This is a genomic window from Acinetobacter lwoffii (assembly GCF_015602705.1).
Taxonomy (GTDB): Bacteria; Pseudomonadota; Gammaproteobacteria; order Pseudomonadales; family Moraxellaceae; genus Acinetobacter; species Acinetobacter lwoffii_E.
In genome coordinates, this window is sequence record NZ_CP059081.1 from 101,961 (window position 1) to 123,247 (window position 21,287).

Below are 21,287 nucleotides of genomic sequence, written 5' to 3' on the forward strand. Positions count from 1 at the left end.
AAAAAGGAATAATATGAAAGTCGCAGTATTAGGCAAAACCTTGTTTTCGGGGGTCATTGCTGGCCTGTTATCTGAATGTGGTCATCAGGTGGTCTGGTGCAATAGCTTCAATGTAGATGAACCGGTTCGGACGTATTTTCAGGATGAGTCTTTACAGGACTTGCTGCAAAAACAGGAAAAATCCGGGTTTTTAAATTGTTGTGATTTTCAGCATCTGGATTTTAATCAGGATGCTTTTTTCTTTAGTTTTAATGCCACCGAAGAGCAACAAGCATTTCAAATGTTGGAGACGATCCGTCATGCCTGTTTTGCTCATCCCAAACTGATGGTAAATGCTTCAACCTTTGGCTTGCACGGGACTCAACGATTTCAGCAACTGTTGCCGAATGATGACTGGATTTATCTCCCAGATATTATTCAGGAAGGTAATGCGATTCGCAGTTTTGTTCGGGCGAGCCAGTTGATCGTTGGCTGTGATCATGAAGATGCGCAGGTTAAAATCCGGGAGCTATTACGCCCATTGTTCCCGCGCGCCCAGCAGTATTTATTTATGCCGGTATTGGATGCTGAATTTACCAAATTGAGTATTTCCGGCATGCTGGCGACCCGAATCAGTTATATGAATGATTTGGCAGGTGTGGCAGAAAAACTTGGAATTGATATTGAGCAGGTTCGGCAAGGCATGGCCGCGGATAACCGGATTGGTTCTGCCTATCTGTTCCCCGGCGTTGGTTTTGGTGGAGAGAATTTCTCCCATGATATCCGGACGCTTACTCACGCCGTGGCAGATTCAGGGGTAAAAAACCAGTTGCTGGAACAGGTCTGGGACATTAACGAACAGCAAAAAGAATTACTGTTTCGTAAACTCTGGAACTATTTCCGTGGAGACTTAAAGGGTAAAGTCATTGCGATTTGGGGTGCAGCCTTTAAAGAAAATACCCCGAGTATCCAGCAATCTCCAGTGCATGCCATGCTAACCGCCTTATGGGCACAAGGTGTGACAGTTAAACTGCATGATCCGCAAGCACTGGCCAATATTGAAAAAGTCTATGGTGCACGGGAAGATTTAATCCTGTGTCAAGATCAGTATCAGGCGGTTGAAGGGGCACATGCCTTGTGTCTGATTACGGCATGGAAACAGTATGGCAGTCCGGATTATCCTTACCTGATGAAGCTGATGCAGCATCCCCTGATTCTGGATGGGCGTAACCTGTATGATCCGACTTATATCAAGACACGTGGTTTTAATTATATTGGGGTGGGACGTTAATGTTGAATCATTTAAATCCAAATCTCGACACTGAAACTATGTATCAGAAATTAGTCTCGAACAAAGAACAACTACAAGCTGAGCATCTGCGAGAGCTATTTGCTGCGGATCCGCAGCGCTTTAACAAATATTCCATTCAGTTTGAACAACTGCTCTTTGACTATAGCAAGCACAGAATCAATCAAAACGTGATGCAGGGCCTGATCGACTGGGCAGATGCACAGAACCTTAGATCCTGGATTGGCTCGTTATTTTCAAATCAGAAAATCAACTATACCGAGCAGCGTGCGGCCATGCATTGGGCCTTACGCTTGCCCGAGCATGATCAGCAGCATGCTGATCTGGCGGCTGATGTACATACCCAGCTTGAGCGTATGTATGCTCTAGTCGAGCAGATTCATGCCGGGCAGCGTCGGGGTGCCACCGGAGAAGTAATTCAAGATGTGGTCAATATTGGTGTTGGTGGATCAGATCTGGGTCCCTTGATGGTCACGCATGCTTTATCTGATTTTAAATACCAGTCTGCCCAGCCACTCAACGTACATTTTGTTTCGACCATGGATGGCAGTCAGTTGTCTGAGTTATTACATCAGCTACGTCCGGAAACAACCCTTTTTATTATCTCGTCCAAATCCTTCGGAACTATTGATACCTTGACCAATGCCCAAACTGTACGTTTGTGGCTGGAAAAAGCCTTAGGTCAGCATCCTTATATCCTCAAGCATCATTTTATTGGGGTATCGACCAAACCTGAAAAAATGACGGCATGGGGCATTGCCCCGGAAAACCAGTTGCTGCTCTGGGATTGGGTCGGTGGGCGTTATTCACTCTGGTCCTGTATCGGGCTGCCAATTGCCTTGAGTATCGGGATTGAAGGCTTTAAGCAGCTGCTGGCGGGTGCCTATGCCGTTGACCAGCATTTCCAGTACCAGCCTTTTGAACGCAATATTCCGGTATTGATGGGATTGTTGGGAGCCTGGAATACCAATTTTCTGGATATCCAGACCCATGCAATTCTGCCTTATGATGGCCGGCTGAAATATTTTGCCTCCTATCTGCAACAGCTGGAAATGGAATCAAATGGTAAGTCAATTCAGCGCAATGGCGAAAAAGTCCAGTTCGATACCTGCCCAATCATCTGGGGAGAAGTAGGACCGAATGCCCAGCATGCCTTCTATCAGTTATTGCATCAGGGTACGCAGTCGGTCAGCTGTGATTTTATTGCGCCGGTAGAGCGTTATAACAGCCAGCAATATACCTATGCAGACAGTGCCGAAGCATTGGTAGAACAACATCATTTGGCCTTATCCAACTGTTTGGCACAATCGCGTTTACTGGCCTTTGGTAATGAAGCTCTGGATCAAACCGAATTGGCGAGCTTGTCAGCCTATAAGCAATATGAAGGTAATCAGCCAAGTACCACGCTATTGATGCAAGAGTTGAATCCCTATAGCTTGGGCATGCTCATTGCACTCTATGAACATAAGGTATTTGTTCAATCCGTGCTGTGGAACATCAACCCATTCGATCAGTGGGGCGTAGAAAAGGGCAAGGAAATTGCCAACCAGTTGCTGCCGATTCTGAATGGTGCACAGACAGATCTCAATGGATTAGATGGTTCCACCCAAGGCCTTATCAATATTTTATTAGGAAAGCAGCATGGCTAAAATTTTGGTCACCGGTGGAGCAGGCTATATCGGTTCACATACCTGTGTAGAATTGTTGAACGCCGGACATGAGGTCGTGGTACTGGATAATCTCTGCAATAGCTCCTCCGAGTCCTTAAGCCGGGTAGAAAAGCTGACCCAGAAAAGCCTGACACTTGTTGAAGGAGATATCCGGGATGGTCAGTTACTGGCTCAGGTCTTTCAACAACATTCGATTGATGCAGTGATTCATTTTGCCGGTCTTAAAGCCGTGGGTGAAAGCCAGCAGATTCCACTCGCTTATTTTGATAATAATATTGCCGGCTCGATCAGTCTGGTGCAGGCAATGCAGCGTGCTCAGGTATTCAAACTGGTATTCAGCTCTTCTGCCACGGTCTATGGTGAAAAAAATCCTCCTCCATATCAAGAAGATATGCCATTGAGTATGCCAAATAATAATTATGGATATACCAAGTTGGTTGTTGAGCAAATGTTAGAAAAAGTAGCACTTGCAGATGAAAATTGGTCGATTGCTTTCCTACGTTATTTTAATCCAGTGGGTGCGCATAAAAGTGGCCAAATTGGTGAAGATCCATTGGGTATTCCCAATAACCTGATGCCTTTTGTGACTCAGGTGGCAGTCGGTCATCGTGATAAGCTGTCTATTTTCGGTGATGATTATCCAACTCAGGATGGGACCTGTGAACGTGACTTTATTCATGTGGTAGATTTAGCCAAAGCTCATGTCCTGGCGATTCAGAACCGTTTAAATCATCAAGGCTGCCGGGCCTGGAATATTGGTACGGGCCAACCGATATCGGTATTAACCCTGAAAGATACCTTTGAGAAAGTTAATCAGATCCGGATTCCATTTGAGTTTACTGCACGACGTGCCGGTGATCTGGCAAGTTTCTATGCAGACAATGCTCGTGCAGTAAAAGAGTTGGGCTGGACACCCGAATATAGCTTGGAGGATATGCTTGCCGACAGCTGGAAATGGCAGAAGCAGAATCCAAACGGCTTTAAATAATTAATGCTTTAAAGCAATATCTAACTATTATTTCTATTTCATATGAATATATCGATTATGCGCAATTTAAAAAGAAAAGTTTTATCTCTTTGTCTGCTGCCGTGTTTCAGTGTTTTTACTTATGCTCAAGGCTTAGTATTAAATAATGAAGATTTACGCACGGATTTAAATTGGTTGAATCAACAAGGCGTGATTCAAATTAGTACCTCGACTTGGCCTTTAAGTGGGGAGGAGATTCAACGCGCATTATCCAAAGCTAAAATTGATAATCTAGTTCAGCAGAAAGTTCTTGATTCAGTGAAAGCCAGTTTGCATGCAGGAAATACACAGGTGAAGTTAGCTTTATTCGCTGAAACCGATCCACAAAAGATACCTCAAAAATTTGCAGATGATCAAAAATCCCAATATCAAGCTACGCTTGAATTGAATGCAGGTGGAGCTCAATGGGATGCTAAGCTTCGAGTTAGTGCGGAAAAAGACTCCATCATAGATCATGGACATGATATCAATATTGAAGGCTCATATATTGCTGGAAAATTGTGGGATCAATGGTTAATTGCTGGGCAGATTCCAACTTATTGGGGACCCGGGCATGATGGTAGTTTGATCCGAGGCGATGCGAGCCGTCCAGTCTATGGTTTGACTATACAGAGAGCAGAACAGCAGGCATTTGAGAGCAAATGGCTATCTTGGATTGGACCTTGGCAATATCAAGCATTTGCGGGTCAGTTAGATGACTATCTTGTTCGTGACACTAATTTATTAGGTTTGCGTTTAACTGCGCAACCTCTACCATATCTTGAACTCGGCGCATCACGTATATTCCAGATTGATGGTCAGGGGCGACCTGACAGTTTCAAAGCTTATTGGAATGCTTTTATTGGTAAAGATAATGAGTGTAATGCGGATGAGTGCAACGGGGAAGGAAATGCATCAAATCAGATTGCTGGTTTGGATGCGCGTTTAAACTTTCAGCAATGGTTCAACCTTCCTCTAAGCCTATATGGTCAGTTTGTTGGTGAAGATGAAGCAGGTTTACTTCCTGCGAAAAAAATGTATTTGGCTGGGGTGGATTATGCCTCCCAGTTAAACAATATGCCTTTCCAAGTTTATACAGAATGGTCGGATACGCGTACCAATGGAGAGGCATCAGGATACTCATATAATCACCATATTTATCAAGATGGTTATTACCAACATGGTTTTCCATTAGGTCATGCGATCGGGGGAGATGGACAGATGTACAGCATAGGTGGTGATATTCGCTTTGATAAAATGAACCGTTTAAATGGGCGGATCATGTTGGCTAAAGTCAATCAATCAGGGCTTGAAATTAATCATGCATTTCCTCAAGCTGATGAAGTAAAAGCGCTGGATTTAACGTGGACACATTATCTACAACCGGACACGCCGCTCAAAGTTAGGGGTTGGCTAAGCGACTCAGACCGAAATGGAAAGGATAGTGGGATGTCTTTAGGAGTTGAGATACCTTTGGATCGTGCATTATTCTAAAAAATCTTCTTAAAAGTTCAAAAGCTCTATTTAAATGACAAAATTTAAATAGAGCTTTTTATTTTTAAAGTGAGTTAACTCTGGATCAGCTGGGTTAATTCATCAACATAGTCCTGCATGGGGCGTGGATTATGATCACGGCGGCTTTCAATATTCAAACGCAATAACGGTTCAGTATTGGATGCACGCACATTAAAACGCCATGCACCAAAATCCAAACTGACCCCATCTGTCTGGTCGATAGCAGGGTTTTGATCGGCATAATGATCAAAGAGTTTTTGAATCGTGGTTTGAGTGTCTGCCACTTTAAAGTTGATCTCACCTGAACATGGGAATTTGGCAATCATTTCTTCCACGAGAGAGGATAATGATTTTCCTGTTTCAGATAGTACCGCTATCGCCAGTAACCATGGAATCATGCCGCTATCACAATAGGCAAAATCACGGAAATAGTGATGGGCACTCATTTCACCGCCATAGGCCGCATTGTGTTCACGCATTACATCTTTGATAAAGGCATGGCCTGACTTTGACTGAACCGTGATCCCTTGGTATTGTTCCACGATATCCAGCGTATTCCAGACCAGACGTGGATCATGCACAATTTTTTCACCAGACTGCTTCAGCAGGAATGCCTGAGCCAAAAGACCAACAATATAATAGCCTTCAATAAACTGGCCTTTTTCATCGAACAGGAAGCAGCGGTCAAAGTCGCCATCCCAGGCAATTCCTATATCCGCACCATGCTGAATGACTGCATCACTGGTACTATCCCGGTTTTCAACCAGAATTGGATTCGGGATGCCATTCGGGAAGTTACCATCAGCTTCATTATGAATTTTGATAAATTCAACCGGAATATTGAGCTCTTTAAATTTTACTTCGATTGCATCAATAACATGACCTGCTGCACCATTACCGGCATTCACCACCAGTTTCATCGGGCGGATTTTTGCTGGATCAATATAGGTCATCAGGTGGTCGATAAATTCTGGCAGGATATTATATTTTTCCGTATGACCTTTTTGGCTAACTTCAACGAACTGACCTGATTCTGCCAAAGCCTGAATCTCTTTAAGACCCGTATCGGCACTGATTGGACGCGCATTTTCACGCACCAGTTTCATACCATTATAATCCATCGGGTTATGACTGGCAGTCACTTCAATACCACCTTGGACATCCAGGTGGAAAGCTGCGAAATACACTTCTTCAGTCCCGGTCATGCCAAGATCCAGCACATTGACCCCAGCATCATTTAAACCGCGAATGGTCGCCTGTTTTAAGCCTTCACTGCTAAGACGTATGTCACAACCGATGACCACGGTTTTGGGCTGATAAATCTGTCCATAAGCACGGCCAATTTTGTAGGCAATATCTTCATTGAGTTCTGTACCCAGTTTGCCGCGAATATCATAGGCTTTAAAGCAAGTCAGTTTTGTCATTTAGAGGCTCTCCATTCAGAAGAAAAAAGGCCGGTTACCCAGCCTCGATTCAATTTTAATTATTCTACAGTAACCGATTTTGCCAGGTTACGTGGCTGATCCACATCCGTACCACGTAGCACTGCTACATGATAAGAGAGTAACTGCACCGGGATGCTATACACAATCGGTGCTAGCACTGCATTGACTGCCGGAATATGGACCACGTGCTTGCGCTCTTTGGCTTTAATGCCACTGTGCTCATCAGCAAAAACAAATAGTTCACCACCACGTGCCTGAACTTCTTCCATATTGGATTTCAGTTTGTCCAGCATGTCATCCTGTGGCGCCAGAATCACCACCGGCATGTCATTGTCAACCAGTGCCAATGGCCCGTGTTTCAGTTCGCCTGCAGCATAACCTTCAGCATGAATATATGAAATTTCTTTCAGTTTGAGTGCACCTTCCAGAGCGATCGGGAAGTGCGTACCACGACCCAGGAACAGGCAGTGCTGCTTTTCAACAAACAGTTCTGAAAGACGTAAAATTTCATTATCATGACGTAAAGTGTCCAGAATCACTTTAGGCAAATGCCAGAGTTCTGTGCTGATCTTCGTCATCTGTTCTGTAGAAATGCTATTTTTGACCGAACCAATTTTTAATACCAACAGCATTAAAGCAGCAAGCTGGGTGGTAAAGGCTTTGGTTGAAGCTACACCAATTTCAGGACCTGCCAGCGTCAACAGACTATGCTGAGTTTCACGCACCATCGAAGAGGTCGCCACGTTACAGATGGTCATCGTGGTAATGTCCAGGCCTTTGGCTGCTGCACGTTTTTGCGTATCACGTAATGCAGCCAAGGTGTCGGCCGTTTCACCAGATTGGGAAATACACACATACAGCGTATTGTTCACAATCACCGGCGTGCGATAACGGAACTCGCTGGCAATTTCGACTTGGCAAGGCAGGTCAATCAGCTGTTCAAACCAATATTTGGCGATCATGCCGGCATGATAGCTGGTACCACAGGCAATAATCTGGATTTGCTGAATTTTTGAAAAGTCTTGTTCCGCACTAGCAAGAAAATCTTCACGCAGGTCATTGCCATTTAAAGCTTGGGAAATGGTCTGTTTAATCGCTTCAGGCTGCTCATAAATTTCTTTGAGCATATAGTGCTTGTATTCACCTTTAGACGCATTGCTGACCGCAGCATCCAGTTCCTTGACCGGACGATCTACCAGCTGACCATCGACAAAGACTTCAATGGTGGTGCGGGTCAAACGGGCAATATCACCTTCTTCCAGGTAGATAAAACGGTTAGTAATTGGAAGTAAGGCTAATTGATCTGAACTAATGAAGTTTTCACCAATCCCGACACCAATCACCAGTGGAGAACCTTCACGCACGGTAATCAGTTCATCCGGGTGGTCAGTATGTACGATGCCCAGTGCATAGGCACCTTTCAATTGCGGAACCACTTGGCGTACAGCTTCTAACAGGCTCGGGGTAGATTTCAGTGCATCATTGATCAGATGGGCCACCACTTCAGTATCAGTCTGTGAGGTAAACACATAGCCCAAAGCTTCAAGATCATCTTTGAGTTCCTGATAGTTTTCGATAATTCCGTTATGCACCACTGCCACATTTTCAGAAATATGCGGATGGGCATTTTCTTCAGTCGGTTTGCCATGGGTGGCCCAGCGTGTATGCGCAATGCCGAGTGAACCGCTAATCTGGGATTCATTCACCGCCTGTTCAAGGTTTGCGACCTTACCGACACGGCGTTCACGCAGGACCTGGCTATTATTAATCAGTGCCAAACCTGCTGAATCATAACCCCGGTATTCCAGGCGTTTTAAGCCTTCGATCAAAATATTGGTAATGCTACGTTCTGCAATGCCACCAACGATACCACACATATTTGTTCCCCTTATTTCTTGATTTTTTGCGGACGTGGATAGTTTTCTTTGGCAAATTGCTTAGAGCGCTCTACTGCCAAACAGTTGTCTTCCACATTACGGGTAATCGTTGAGCCTGCACCTACAGTGGCGCCATTGCCAATTTTCACAGGTGCCACTAATGAACTGTTCGAGCCAATAAAGGCCTGATCACCAATAATCGTTTTAAATTTATTTGCACCATCGTAATTACAGGTAATAGTCCCTGCACCGATGTTTGAGCCTGCACCAACTTCAGCATCACCCAGATAGGTAAAATGGTTGGCTTTAGAGCCTAGACCAATCGAGGTATTTTTAACTTCAACAAAGTTACCGATATGCACTTCATTGGCCAATTGTGCACCCGGACGGAGTCGTGCAAAAGGTCCAATCTGGGTATCTTCACCAACGATAGCATTGTCAAAAATGCTATATGGTTGAACCTTGGTGCCAGCTGCAATCTTGCTATTCTTAATGATACAGCCAGCGCCAATTTCAACGTTGTCGCCCAGCTCGCAATCACCTTCGATAATCACATTGATATCAATGCGGACATCCTGACCGACAGTTAAATTACCACGCAAGTCAAAGCGGCTTGGATCAATCAGATGTACACCTTGCTGCATTAGCTGTTTGGCTTGATAAGACTGGAACTGACGCTCTAAAGCAGCGAGCTGCACGCGGTCATTTACCCCTTCAACTTCAAAAGCCTGCTCAGGTTCTACCGATGCAACTTGTATACCATCTGCCAAAGCCATCGCGACAATATCAGTCAGGTAATATTCACCCTGCGCATTGTCATTGCTTAAATTTGGCAGCCATTGATGCAACTTGGCATTGCTGACGGCATAAATACCGGTATTGATTTCCTTGATCTGACGCTGTTCTTCGGAAGCATCCTTGTGCTCCACAATGGCCTGGATTTCACCATTTTCACGTACAATACGACCATAACCATTGGCATCCAGCAGGGTAAGCGTCACCAGACCAATACCGGTTTCTGCAGTGGCATCGAGTAATTTTTGCAAGGTCACAGGATTAATGCACGGTACATCGCCGGAAAGAATCAGCGAGACGCCGTCTTGTGGCAGGACAGGCAAGGTCATTTGTACGGCATGACCGGTACCCAGCTGTTCAGCCTGTTCGACCCATTTAATATCCTCTTGTGCAAATGCTGTCTGAACCCGATCACCGCCGTGACCATAAATCGTAATAATATTATCTGCGTTTAATTTTTTTGCCGTTTCAATGACATGACCCAGTAAAGGACGTCCTGCAAGGGGTTGTAATACTTTCGGTAAGCTAGAGCGCATGCGCGTTCCTTTACCTGCAGCAAGAATAATAACAGTCGTTGACATGTTCTAATCCTAAATATGGCTTATGCCACGATGAAGTAAAAATAAAGCAAAATACAAAGAGCAGCCCAAAGGCCGGCAATAATGTCATCCAGCATGATGCCGAAGCCACCGTCGACCTGTCGGTCAATCACACGGATCGGCCAAGGTTTCCAGATATCAAATAATCTGAATAGCGCAAAACCGATGAGCAACCATAACCAGTTCATCTGACCTAAGTAGATCAGGGGCAAAAATGTGATGGATTGTCCGGCAAATTCATCCCAGACGATGCGGCCATCATCATGTACACCCATGACTCTAGCAGTATGCCCGCAGATATATATGCCAACCAGGGACATGATGGCAATGGCAAAAACACTGTTTAGAAAACCAAGATGCAGCCAAATAGGAATAAATAAAAGTGCAAAGGCCGAACCAAAGGTACCGGGTGCTTTAGGTGCCAGACCAGAACCAAAACCAACCCCACTAAAGACAATCAGTCGGTCGATCCATGACATGGCTTTAAAATTAATCGCAGGTTTATGCAAAATGTTGATACCCATTAAATTGAAGTGAATGATCTACGCCATCTTTTTCAAAAGTTAAGCCGTGTTGCTGCTGAATTGTGCCGATCATACTAATCGAAACATCAAGTTGTTTTTGCAATAATTTTTCGTAATTTTGCGGGCTTATTGTAAAGCATAATTCGTAATCATCGCCACCAGCGAGGGCATATTGCCATTTTTGTTCATCACTTAAGGCATACAGGGCAGGACTGATCGGCAGGTTTTCGAGTTGCAGCTTTGCACCGACTTCAGAGGCTTTCAGGATATGTCCAAGATCTTGGGCCAAACCATCCGAGACATCAATCATGCTATGCGCCAGACCTTTTAGGGCAGCACCGAGCTGACAACGTGGCGTTGGATAGTCCAGACGTTTTTGTAGTGGATGACCAAGATGCTGTAGTGCAAAAGCTGCATCACCGACCGTTCCACTGACACAAATCAGATCACCCGGTTTTGCACCTGAGCGTGGAATGGCTTGACCAATATCAACCCAGCCTAATGCAGTAACAGAAAGGGTTAAATGAGGACTTTGAGTGGTATCACCACCGATTAAACTCACCCCAAATTGATCACAGCAATCGTACAGACCCTGACTAAAAGCTTTTAGCCAGTCATGATCAATTTGGGGTAGGCTCAACGCGAGTAAAATACTGTGCGGGGTTGCGCCCATCGCGGCAATATCAGATAAATTGACAGCCACAGATTTCCAGCCAATCGCATGCGGATCGGTGTCTATTGGAAAATGGCGTCCAGCAACCAGAGTGTCGGCACAGATGACCAGTTGTTGCTGTAGAGGAGGGGTGAGCAAGGCTGAATCGTCACCGACGCCTAAATCGACAGAATTGGTATTCTTGCGATTGAAATAGGTGTCGATAATCGAAAATTCAGCCATACAACGAATCTACGCTATTAGTTAGACTGCTGTTTTTCTGCTGCACGCAAAGTTGTCGCTAAACGATCCAATACACCATTGATGTATTTATGGCTATCGGCACCGCCAAAATGTTTAGCCAGCTCGATCGCTTCATCTAGAACCACGCGATATGGAATCTCAAGATGTTCTTTAAGTTCATATGCACCAAGACGAAGGGTCGCAAGTTCAACACCGTCAAGTGCTGAAAGTTCGCGATCGAGTACCGGGATTAAGAGCGCATCCAATGCTTCATGATTGGCAACCACTTGAGTCAACAATTCATGATAATAGCTCAGATCCACTTTGTGCATGGCATTTTCCACACGCGTACGTGCTTCAATCTCATGCACCGGATTGTGGCTCATTTGCCATTCATAAATTCCTTGTACAGCAAAGCGACGTGCTTTACGTTTTGCTGCATAAGTTGCTTGAAGTGTTTGCGACATAGCGTTAAATAGCCTTTAACAAGTTAACCATTTCAATCGCAGTCAGGGCAGCTTCGCTACCTTTATTGCCTGCTTTTGTTCCAGAGCGTTCAATCGCTTGTTCAATACTGTCCGTAGTGAGTACACCGTTAATTACAGGTAAGCCAGTGTCGAGGCCAACTACGCCCAAACCTTTGGCACATTCGCCTGCAACGAAATCGAAGTGAGGCGTGCTACCACGAATCACGGCGCCAAGCGCGATGATGGCATCGAAACGATCTGAAGCTGCCAGTTTTTTCGCAACGACAGGAAGTTCCCAGGCACCAGGTGCATGAACAACAGTGATATTATCCTCTGATACACCATGACGTTTCAATGTATCAATGGCACCTTCTAACAGATGTTCAACCACAAAGCTGTTAAAACGACCAACTAAAATCGCATAACGGTCTTCGTTCGCGAGATGTAACATACCTTCAATACGGCGAACTGCCATAACAACCTCGATGATTTCTTAAGATGTTTGTTGTGCGGTGATGTATTCTACCACTTCTAAGTTAAAGCCTGACAGGGCATTGAAACGCAATGGAGAGCTCAGCAGCTTCATTTTTTCAACGCCTAAATCACGCAAAATTTGTGCACCCACACCAATGGTCTGATACTGCTGAGACAGTGCAGAATTTGATTTTACATTTTTTGGTGCTTTAAGGGTATCTAATGCTGGACCCAGGTCCTGTAAATGGTGTTGGCCAATCCAGACCAAGACACCACGATCACTGTTGGAAATTTCTTTCAAGGCACGATCCAGGTTCCAGGCCGGCTCGCCATCCTGTTTCTTCAGTTTGAGCAAGTCGCGGGTCGGGTTAAAACCATGTACACGCACTGTGGTCACACCCTCTTTAGGCTCACCTTTGACCAAGGCCAAATGGATATCCGGGTTACCCAGTTCACGATAGCGGTACAGGTCAAAGCTGCCGTATTCAGTATCAATACTTTGCTGATCAATACGCTCAACCGTCTGTTCATTGGTCATGCGGTAATGAATCAGATCGGCAATAGTACCGATTTTCAGGCCATGCTTTTCAGCAAACACTTCAAGATCCGGACGGCGCGCCATGGTGCCATCTTCATTGATGATTTCACAAATGACTGATGCCGGTTCCAGTCCTGCCAAACGGGAAAGATCACAACCTGCCTCAGTATGTCCGGCACGGTGCAAGACACCGCCTGGTTGCGCCATCAGCGGGAAGATATGTCCTGGCTGTACAATATCTGCCGGTTTGGCATGAGCAGCCACAGCAGTTTGAATCGTGTGCGCACGTTCAGCCGGAGAAATACCGGTAGAAATACCTTCAGCCGCTTCAATCGACAGGGTGAAATTGGTCCCATGCTGGGCACCATTGGCATCCACCATTAACGGCAGATTCAACTGCTGGCAACGCTCTTTACTTAAAGTCAGGCAGACCAGACCACGTGCATGGGTGATCATGAAGTTGATGTCTTCAGGACGTACGTGTGTGGCAGCAATCACCAAATCGCCTTCATTTTCACGGTCTTCATCATCCATCAGGATGACCATTTTTCCTGCACGGATATCTGCTACAAGCTCTTCAACAGTATTGAGCGGCATCAACCTTCACCTTCTTTTTTGATCTTGATCAGACCGAATCATGACATTATTGGGTACATAGTCTAACGCTTTTTGCGCAATTTTGCCTATGCTTATTGCTTTCCCTCTAGTGGTTCATTGTTATACACAGTCTTGATAAACATGAAAAGCCGACTTTAAATGAAAGCCTGGGCTTTATGCAGGTTTTTTGAGCAATTAAAAAGCATAAAAAATGAGAAACTTAGGTGAAATCAACATAAGCTCAGACATTAAGGTGTTTTCAGAAAGTATTTTAATTTATTGTCAGTCATTCAAGGGAATTCTAGACGAACAATGCTGGAAAATTTTACCTAGTATTAAAATTTTTAAAAAATATCAGGTTAAAAGCGGACCGAAGCCCGCTTTTAATCATCAGGTTGTTTAGAAAAAACCTGCCGGTTTGGTTGAATAGCTCACCAACAGATTTTTGGTTTGTTGATAATGATCCAGCATCATTCTGTGATTCTCACGTCCAATGCCTGATTTTTTATAACCGCCGAAAGCTGCATGCGCAGGGTAGATATGATAACAGTTGGTCCAGACCCGACCGGCCTGAATGGCACGACCGGCACGATAGGAAGTATGCGCTGAGCGTGACCAGACACCGGCACCGAGTCCGTAAATCGTATCGTTGGCGATCTTGATCGCATCATCAAAGTCTTTAAAGGTGGTTACAGCCAGTACAGGCCCGAAGATTTCTTCCTGGAAGGTCTTCATGTCATTGGTACCTTTAAAGATGGTCGGTTCAATATAGAAACCTTGACCGACTTCCTGACGTGCTTCACCGCCGGTCAGGATCTGTGCACCTTCTTCACGGCCAGTGGCAATACAGCCCAGAATCTTGTCCTGCTGCTCCTGCGAAGCCTGCGCCCCGATCATGGTTTCCGTATCCAGCGGATGACCGGTTTTAATGCGTTGTACCCGTTCTACTGCGCGCGCTAAAAACTCATCGGCAATACTTTCCTGTACCAAGGCCCGGGAAGGGCAGGTACAGATTTCACCCTGGTTCAGGGCAAACATGGCAAAGCCTTCCAGTGCCTTGTCCAGATAATCGTCTTCCTGATCCATAATGTCGGCAAAGAACAAGTTTGGTGATTTACCGCCAAGTTCCAGAGTCACCGGAATAATATTTTCAGTCGCATATTGCATGATCAGCTGACCCACTGCGGTTGAACCGGTAAAGGCAATCTTGGCAATGCGTGGATTGGTCGCCAGTGGACGGCCGACTTCGACCCCATAGCCATTGACGATATTCAATACGCCCGGTGGTAAAATATCCTGAATCAGTTCAGCCAGAACCAGAATACTGACCGGGGTCTGTTCTGCAGGTTTCAGCACAATACAGTTGCCTGCAGCCAGGGCGGGTGCCAGTTTCCAGGCGGCCATCAGAATCGGGAAATTCCAGGGAATGATTTGTCCGACTACACCAAGCGGTTCATGGAAATGGTAGGCGATGGTATCTTCATCAATTTCAGAAATGCCGCCTTCCTGTGCACGGATACAGCCGGCAAAATAACGGAAATGGTCAATGGCCAATGGAATATCGGCAGCCAGTGTTTCACGAATTGGCTTACCATTGTCCCAGGTTTCTGCCACAGCCAGCAGTTCCAGATTTTGTTCCAGACGATCTGCAATTTTCAGCAGGATATTGGAGCGGGTGGTCGGTGATGACCGGTTCCATTGCTCTTTGGCTTTATGCGCTGCATCAAGCGCCAATTCAATGTCTTCTACAGAAGAGCGCGGCACTTTGGTAAAGACCTTGCCATCTACCGGAGAGATATTGTCAAAGTATTCGCCTTTGACCGGGGCGACCCATTCGCCACCAATAAAATTATCGTATTGTGCTTTAAATTGAATTTTTGAACCGTCAGTATTGGGGTCTGCATAACGCATAATCTATTCCTTTATATGATTGTTAGTGGTGCAGGTCGAGCGCATGTTGCCGATCAAAAAATATAGGCGCTTCTGCATTCAGCTCTACTATAAAGAGGGAAAAAGACGGGCGGTTGTTTGTTTACAGGCTTGCTACAAAAGACAATATTTTGAGACAAGCAGCAGAAAAATAAAATTTATAAATTCTAAAGCCTTAATTTTAAAAACAAGAGTTTATAACATTTATACACCATCGAAAGATTGGCATATTTTCAATGCACTTGATTACATTTCGACCTAGTCAGGATTTAAAAGAAGCCAAGCAGGAGAAATGAGGGGTAAGTTTCATTTCTCCTTCCGCGTTTATCTAAATCCCTTTGTCATGCAGCCATTGAAACAGTTGCTGATAAACCTGCTCACGCACAGACTGCTCTGAAAGCACCAGGTCATGTAAACCGTTCTGGATACTTTGAACCGTGACATCGCCTTTGATTTTTTTGGCATATTTTTGAATGTCTTTAATGCCTAGAATTACATCACTGCTCTGCGCCGCTTTGCCCCATTTTTTAGGATATAAAGTCTGATGTGAATGCATGATCAGTACCGGAACATCGAGCTGAACACCGCGATGAATTTCTTTCTGTGCCTCATGAATGGCACGAATAAAACTGATCCGAACCATCGGGTAGCGGGTCTTTTTCCAGTCCAGACTGAAGTCCCATTCGCCTTTTAAATCCTTATGCAGGCTGGTGGCATACCACTTATTCAGCTCGCTTGGGAATTTAAGGTTGGGAAAAATTTTGGCCAGTCTGCTCAATTGCGGGATGCCGAGCGCGCGTTTGATCGGATTCATGTTGAAGTCATAAAATGGACTATTGACCCAAAGTGCTTTGATTAAAGGATGCTGCGGATGATGTGCCGCATACAAGGTCGTGGTCAGGCCGCCGGTAGAATGACCGCAGAGCAGGGCCGCATCATGACCTTCGGCTGCGATAATATCCAGTGCCTGGGTGATTTCGGCATCATATTCAGACAGGTCATACACGTTATAATATTTTTGATGCGGCAGAATCGAACGGCCGTATTTTCTCAAATCCAGCGCATAAAAATCAAAACCATGCTGATTAAAGCGCTCTGCCATTTCGGTCTGAAAAAAATAATCGATAAAGCCGTGAATATATAGAACTGCTTTTTTTGTAGGTTGGGCTGCTTTTTTACGGATCAGGGTTGCTACGACTTTGCCCTCATAATCATCGGGAAAGTTTAAGGTCGCTTGCTCATAACCTGTCCCCAAAATATCGGGCTGATAAAGCGGTTGCAGTTCACTCATTGTTATACTCGTTGGTCTTATTAAATTTATGCTTTATCCTTGATGAGCTGAGGTTTTTTGTCAAACAGATCTTGCTGCCGATTTAAATTAAAAATACGAATAGGGATTAATTTTAGAAACCGTCCAAAACCTAGGCTGAAAATGAGTGTTATCAGATTATAAAATCCTGCTACAAGTATTATAAATTTGCTAAATGACCTAACAGCTTAAAATCAGGCTAAGCTATATAAAATAAACAAAGTGATGTGACTATTTTGGCAGAACTGCCGAAGATTGATTAGATGAGTTAAATAATGCCCAGAGAAAATTTGAACAGTAAACGCCCTTTATATATTCCTTATGCTGGAAATACTCTGCTAGAACTCCCACTACTCAATAAAGGCTCTGCATTTTCTGAAGAAGAGCGTAGAAGCTTTAACTTGCATGGCTTGATTCCTCATGTCACCGAGACGATTGAAGAACAAAGTCAGCGTTCTTATCAGCAGTATTGTGCTTTTAGCAGTGATATTAACAAGCATATTTATTTGCGGAATATTCAGGATACCAATGAGACCCTGTTTTATCATCTGATTGAAAATCACCTCAGTGAGATGATGCCGATTATCTATACCCCGACTGTGGGTGAGGCATGTCAGCGCTTTTCTGATATTTATCGCCGTCATCGTGGGATCTTTATTTCCTATCCTGACCGTGATCAGATCGACCAGATTATTCACAATATCAATAAAAAGAACGTGAAAGTGATTGTGATTACAGATGGTGAGCGCATTTTGGGTCTTGGAGATCAAGGCATCGGTGGTATGGGGATTCCCATTGGAAAACTGGCACTCTACACCGCATGTGGCGGGATCAGTCCGGCCTATACCTTACCGATTACTCTTGATGTCGGTACCAATAATCAGCAGTTGTTAAATGACCCGATTTATATGGGCTGGCGTGAACCACGAATCAGCGGCGATGAATACTATGCTTTTGTCGAGACGGTGATTCAGGCGATTCAACAGCGCTGGCCAGATGCCTTAATTCAGTTTGAAGACTTTGCACAGAAAAATGCCATGCCTTTGCTGGAAAAATATCGTGATCGAATCTGTTGTTTTAATGATGATATTCAGGGCACCGCAGCAGTGTCTGTCGGCAGCCTGATTGCTGCTTCGCGTGCAGCCGGTAAACACCTCAAAGATCAGGTGGTTACTTTCCTGGGTGCTGGTTCAGCTGGTTGCGGGATTGCAGAGCAGATCATTAAGCAAATGGTTGCTGAGGGTTTAAGTGATGCTGAAGCGCGTGCACGCGTGTTTATGGTCGACCGCTTTGGTCTGATCACAGAAAATCAGCCGAATTTATTGGATTTCCAGCGCAAACTGGCACAGCCTCTTGAAAATGTAGAAAGCTGGGCAGATGCTGAGAGCATGATTTCTCTGCTAGATGTGGTCAAACGTGCCAAGCCGACAGTATTGATTGGCGTATCTGGACAGCCAGGTTTATTCACTCAGGAAGTGATTGAAGCCATGGCTGAAAACAGTGTGCAACCGATTATTTTCCCTTTATCCAACCCGACTTCCCGCGTAGAAGCTGTTCCGGCTGACATCTTGCAATGGACTAATGGCAGAGCATTGATTGCAACGGGTAGCCCATTTGCACCAGTGAATTATCAGGGACAGATTCATCATATTTCCCAATGCAATAACTCTTATATTTTTCCGGGTATCGGTCTGGGCGTAGTTGCTTCAGGTGCAAAACGTGTCACGGATAATATGCTGATGGCTTCAAGTAATGCCTTGGCGGACTGTTCTCCGAAACTGAAAGATCCTCAGGCAGATTTATTGCCGAATCTGGATTGTTTACAGTCAATTTCGAAGCAGATTGCCTTAAAAGTAGCACTTGTTGCGATTGAAGATGGGGTAGCACCGAAAGTCAGTGTAGAAGAATTGCAGTTGGCTATTGAACGTAATTTTTGGACACCGCAATACCGTGATTATCAGCGGATAACCTTTTAATTGAACTCAAGATGAACGCTATGTCGTCGCTAGTGGTTTGCTCACCAGAGTTCATCTGATGCATGGATAGAATTTAAAAAAGCCCTGATCTTTTGATGAGGGCTTTTTTATTGCCGTAGGGGGGGTACTATGGTCACATCTTGGTTATAAAATCAGAAAGTACTTTAAGAATTTTTTATTGAGTGAAATAAAAATGAAAGGATCATTTAAAGAAAATAACATCAGCATAAAAAAAGCCCCGATCTTTCGATCAGGGCTTTTTTAGAATCTGGAGCGGGAAAGGAGACTCGAACTCCCAGACCCCAACCTTGGCAAGGTCACCGAGATTTATTCCATTAAATGATGTTAACTATAAGTATATGATTTAATTGATTGTGTATAGTTTTTAGTGGGTTGAAATTTTTAGCAATTTAGATCATTTAAGGGTATTTTGGTCACTTCATATTGGAAATTTTAGTCTATAAAAGTCACCTGTATTTTGGTGCGAATTTTCATGAGAAACAACAACATTATATAATTTAATATAATGATTCTTGATCCTCATGAAATTTTTTTATATTCAATTCAATAAATGAATATTATGCTCAATCCTATTTTGGATCATTTGGATAGTCTCTGCTTGAATTTGTCCAGGTAATAGATCATGAGCGATATTGCTGAATCGGATTGCAACCTTACAAATCGAACTAATAATTTCATCGACTTCTTGGGCAGAAAGTTCCGCTTCCTGAGTACCAAGTTTTACAAGAGCTTGTCGAGGAATATCCAGTGCCTCACCCATGATATCCATTTGATGATATCCACCTGGCCCTTCACAGAAAGTAACATCATAGGCAGGGGAGAGTTTCCATTGCCCATTTTGGGACATCAGAAATGAAAAGTTTTTGCAATGATCATCTCGATTATTGAAGACTACATTGAAAACAGCTCGCTTGAATGCAATTGCTTTTTCGCGAACATCGTTGGTGCAAAAGTGTGCAGCGCGAAGAAAGTTACTGTAGTCTAAACTCCCTGGTGATTTAAAATCAGCTCCGGTGAAGGCCGCTAAACTTTGCATAGGGATACGCATGCCATCGTGGCGGTCAAATCTCTTTGATGCAAATGCGGTTAATCCATTCGGAAGAGTAAAATATTGAGTGTCAGGGGTATCAATATGACAATGACGCAAACATTCTGCATAAACAGCTTCAATTGCACAAACTTCAGGATGCTCTTGCTGAGCGGGAAATTTGATCAGCCAAGCTTCATGTTGATGTGAGCTAACTGTTGAGAATTCGTTGGTGACAGGATCACGATAGATGAGCGCTTTTGGCCTTGCACCTTGTGGAGATCCACCCATAATTAATAAATGCTGTAAAAATTCTGCACCTTCTCCTTTGAGAACTTCCTGAACTTCTTGAGCGAGTTTAATCAGTGGGATATTTTCAGTTAATGCTAACTCAGTTGCTGAAGGTTCAAAGGATAATGCTCCCATCGCATGTGTATTAATATACGTGAGTCTTTCTAATGGCCCAATCCGTGCAGGATTAAATCCATTTTTTTTAAATAAGCGATCCATAAGAAGCATGCCCCAACCATCGGGCAAGGCATCATATATAGGACCTGGCAATCCCATTTGATGTGCAGGAAAGTTCGTTCTTAATGGGTCACCTTTTAACGGAAGTAGGTAAGAGGAAAGTTCTAAACCTTTACTGATCGCTTCTGCACTGTATTCAAAGGCGATTAATGGCCGACCTGTGATTGCGGTTGAGGAGACCAGTGTACCCCAAAGCCAATATTCACCCCATCCATTGTAGTAAACATTAAGTTTTTTGAGCATGGACTTATTTCCTTTTGATACGTTGGCGAGCCGTATTGCTCTCATAGCGGAGAATGTCATTTACACTGTTTAAATGAGGTTTGAAGAGTTCCTCTAATTCTTTTAATCGGCCCAATACCATGGCAACGCGTACTAAATTTTCAAATGAAACATTTCGACCGGCTTCCAGATTAGATACTGTATTCACACTAATACCAGCACGTGTAGCGACGTCTGCCTGAGTCATTTCCAGATAAAGTCGTTCTTTGCGAAGCCTTTCACATAATAACGTGACAACCTCTTCAGGCTTTTTGAATTTTAAATCCATAATATTGGGTCTTATATCTATATATATCTATTAAAACACAAAATAATGGATTTATAGAAATAAACCATTTGATGTAAGGAGGGTGCTTAATTGGCCTGATTAGATCTAATTAGACTAAAAAAGTCTAATTAGACATTTACAATTTAATAGAGTCTAACAACCTGCTTTAAGCTTAATCAGTTTCGCCTGATGTCGCGAGGAACCAGTATTTGCTATCAGGTTAATCTGGAATATTTGGCACAAGTGGTTTGGAGCAA

Annotated in this window: 17 protein-coding genes; 5 read left to right on the top strand and 12 right to left on the bottom strand. The window is 44.1% G+C overall.

Annotated features, from left to right (window positions below; genetic code table 11):
- The first annotated feature begins 13 nt into the window (after nucleotides 1-13).
- From H0S56_RS00460 to H0S56_RS00475, 4 genes are read left to right on the top strand one after another with little or no spacing between them, the layout of a single operon-like run.
- Nucleotides 14-1,270, top strand: coding sequence for a nucleotide sugar dehydrogenase (locus tag H0S56_RS00460; RefSeq protein ID WP_195725415.1), 1,257 nt, complete (start codon nucleotides 14-16; stop codon nucleotides 1,268-1,270).
- 38 nt (nucleotides 1,271-1,308) lie between these two features.
- Nucleotides 1,309-2,937 carry a glucose-6-phosphate isomerase gene (gene pgi, locus H0S56_RS00465; RefSeq protein WP_265088331.1) on the top strand — a complete coding sequence of 543 codons (1,629 nt, stop codon included), beginning with the start codon at nucleotides 1,309-1,311 and terminating at the stop codon, nucleotides 2,935-2,937.
- Nucleotides 2,930-3,946: a UDP-glucose 4-epimerase GalE gene (galE, locus tag H0S56_RS00470; RefSeq protein WP_195725417.1), complete on the top strand. Its 1,017-nt coding sequence runs from the start codon at nucleotides 2,930-2,932 to the stop codon at nucleotides 3,944-3,946. The genes pgi and galE overlap by 8 nt, the downstream gene beginning before the upstream one ends.
- 57 nt (nucleotides 3,947-4,003) lie before the next feature.
- Entirely contained in the window at nucleotides 4,004-5,458 is a 1,455-nt protein-coding gene (locus H0S56_RS00475) for a capsule assembly Wzi family protein (RefSeq protein WP_195725418.1), read from the top strand.
- 74 nt (nucleotides 5,459-5,532) lie between these two features.
- On the opposite strand, the gene H0S56_RS00480 is transcribed toward H0S56_RS00475, so the two are convergent.
- From H0S56_RS00480 to H0S56_RS00525, 10 genes are all read right to left on the bottom strand, one after another.
- Nucleotides 5,533-6,903 carry a phosphohexomutase domain-containing protein gene (locus H0S56_RS00480; protein WP_195725419.1) on the bottom strand — a complete coding sequence of 457 codons (1,371 nt, stop codon included), beginning with the start codon at nucleotides 6,901-6,903 and terminating at the stop codon, nucleotides 5,533-5,535.
- Nucleotides 6,904-6,962: 59 nt separating this feature from the next.
- Entirely contained in the window at nucleotides 6,963-8,801 is a 1,839-nt protein-coding gene (glmS, locus tag H0S56_RS00485; protein ID WP_195725420.1) for a glutamine--fructose-6-phosphate transaminase (isomerizing), read from the bottom strand.
- Nucleotides 8,802-8,812: 11 nt separating this feature from the next.
- Nucleotides 8,813-10,177 (bottom strand): bifunctional UDP-N-acetylglucosamine diphosphorylase/glucosamine-1-phosphate N-acetyltransferase GlmU, encoded by a 1,365-nt coding sequence (gene glmU, locus H0S56_RS00490; protein WP_195725421.1) that lies wholly within the window; start codon nucleotides 10,175-10,177, stop codon nucleotides 8,813-8,815.
- 20 nt (nucleotides 10,178-10,197) lie between these two features.
- The gene (locus tag H0S56_RS00495; protein ID WP_085064581.1) at nucleotides 10,198-10,719 is read right to left on the bottom strand and encodes a phosphatidylglycerophosphatase A family protein; all 522 of its coding nucleotides are present in this window, start codon (nucleotides 10,717-10,719) and stop codon (nucleotides 10,198-10,200) included.
- Nucleotides 10,697-11,614, bottom strand: coding sequence for a thiamine-phosphate kinase (gene thiL / locus H0S56_RS00500; protein ID WP_195725422.1), 918 nt, complete (start codon nucleotides 11,612-11,614; stop codon nucleotides 10,697-10,699). The genes H0S56_RS00495 and thiL overlap by 23 nt, the downstream gene beginning before the upstream one ends.
- A 17-nt stretch (nucleotides 11,615-11,631) precedes the next feature.
- Nucleotides 11,632-12,081 carry a transcription antitermination factor NusB gene (gene nusB, locus H0S56_RS00505; RefSeq protein ID WP_004280924.1) on the bottom strand — a complete coding sequence of 150 codons (450 nt, stop codon included), beginning with the start codon at nucleotides 12,079-12,081 and terminating at the stop codon, nucleotides 11,632-11,634.
- A 4-nt stretch (nucleotides 12,082-12,085) separates the two neighbouring features.
- Nucleotides 12,086-12,556, bottom strand: coding sequence for a 6,7-dimethyl-8-ribityllumazine synthase (gene ribH, locus H0S56_RS00510; protein WP_004280926.1), 471 nt, complete (start codon nucleotides 12,554-12,556; stop codon nucleotides 12,086-12,088).
- A gap of 18 nt (nucleotides 12,557-12,574) precedes the next feature.
- On the bottom strand, nucleotides 12,575-13,690 hold the full coding sequence (ribBA, locus tag H0S56_RS00515) for a bifunctional 3,4-dihydroxy-2-butanone-4-phosphate synthase/GTP cyclohydrolase II (protein ID WP_004647616.1): 1,116 nt from the start codon (nucleotides 13,688-13,690) through the stop codon (nucleotides 12,575-12,577).
- A gap of 399 nt (nucleotides 13,691-14,089) precedes the next feature.
- Nucleotides 14,090-15,601, bottom strand: coding sequence for an acetaldehyde dehydrogenase ExaC (exaC, locus tag H0S56_RS00520; RefSeq protein WP_195725423.1), 1,512 nt, complete (start codon nucleotides 15,599-15,601; stop codon nucleotides 14,090-14,092).
- 346 nt (nucleotides 15,602-15,947) lie between these two features.
- On the bottom strand, nucleotides 15,948-16,910 hold the full coding sequence (locus H0S56_RS00525) for an alpha/beta hydrolase (RefSeq protein WP_195725424.1): 963 nt from the start codon (nucleotides 16,908-16,910) through the stop codon (nucleotides 15,948-15,950).
- Between the two features lie 293 nt (nucleotides 16,911-17,203).
- On the opposite strand from H0S56_RS00525, the gene H0S56_RS00530 reads away from it, so the two are divergent.
- Nucleotides 17,204-18,904, top strand: coding sequence for an NAD-dependent malic enzyme (locus H0S56_RS00530; RefSeq protein WP_195725425.1), 1,701 nt, complete (start codon nucleotides 17,204-17,206; stop codon nucleotides 18,902-18,904).
- Nucleotides 18,905-19,463: 559 nt separating this feature from the next.
- On the opposite strand, the gene H0S56_RS00535 is transcribed toward H0S56_RS00530, so the two are convergent.
- Together H0S56_RS00535 and H0S56_RS00540 are read right to left on the bottom strand one after the other, a co-directional pair.
- Nucleotides 19,464-20,723, bottom strand: a complete 1,260-nt coding sequence (locus tag H0S56_RS00535) for a type II toxin-antitoxin system HipA family toxin (protein WP_195725426.1) — start codon at nucleotides 20,721-20,723, stop codon at nucleotides 19,464-19,466.
- Nucleotides 20,724-20,727: 4 nt separating this feature from the next.
- Nucleotides 20,728-21,030: a helix-turn-helix transcriptional regulator gene (locus tag H0S56_RS00540; protein WP_000364388.1), complete on the bottom strand. Its 303-nt coding sequence runs from the start codon at nucleotides 21,028-21,030 to the stop codon at nucleotides 20,728-20,730.
- Between the last annotated feature and the right edge of the window lie 257 nt (nucleotides 21,031-21,287).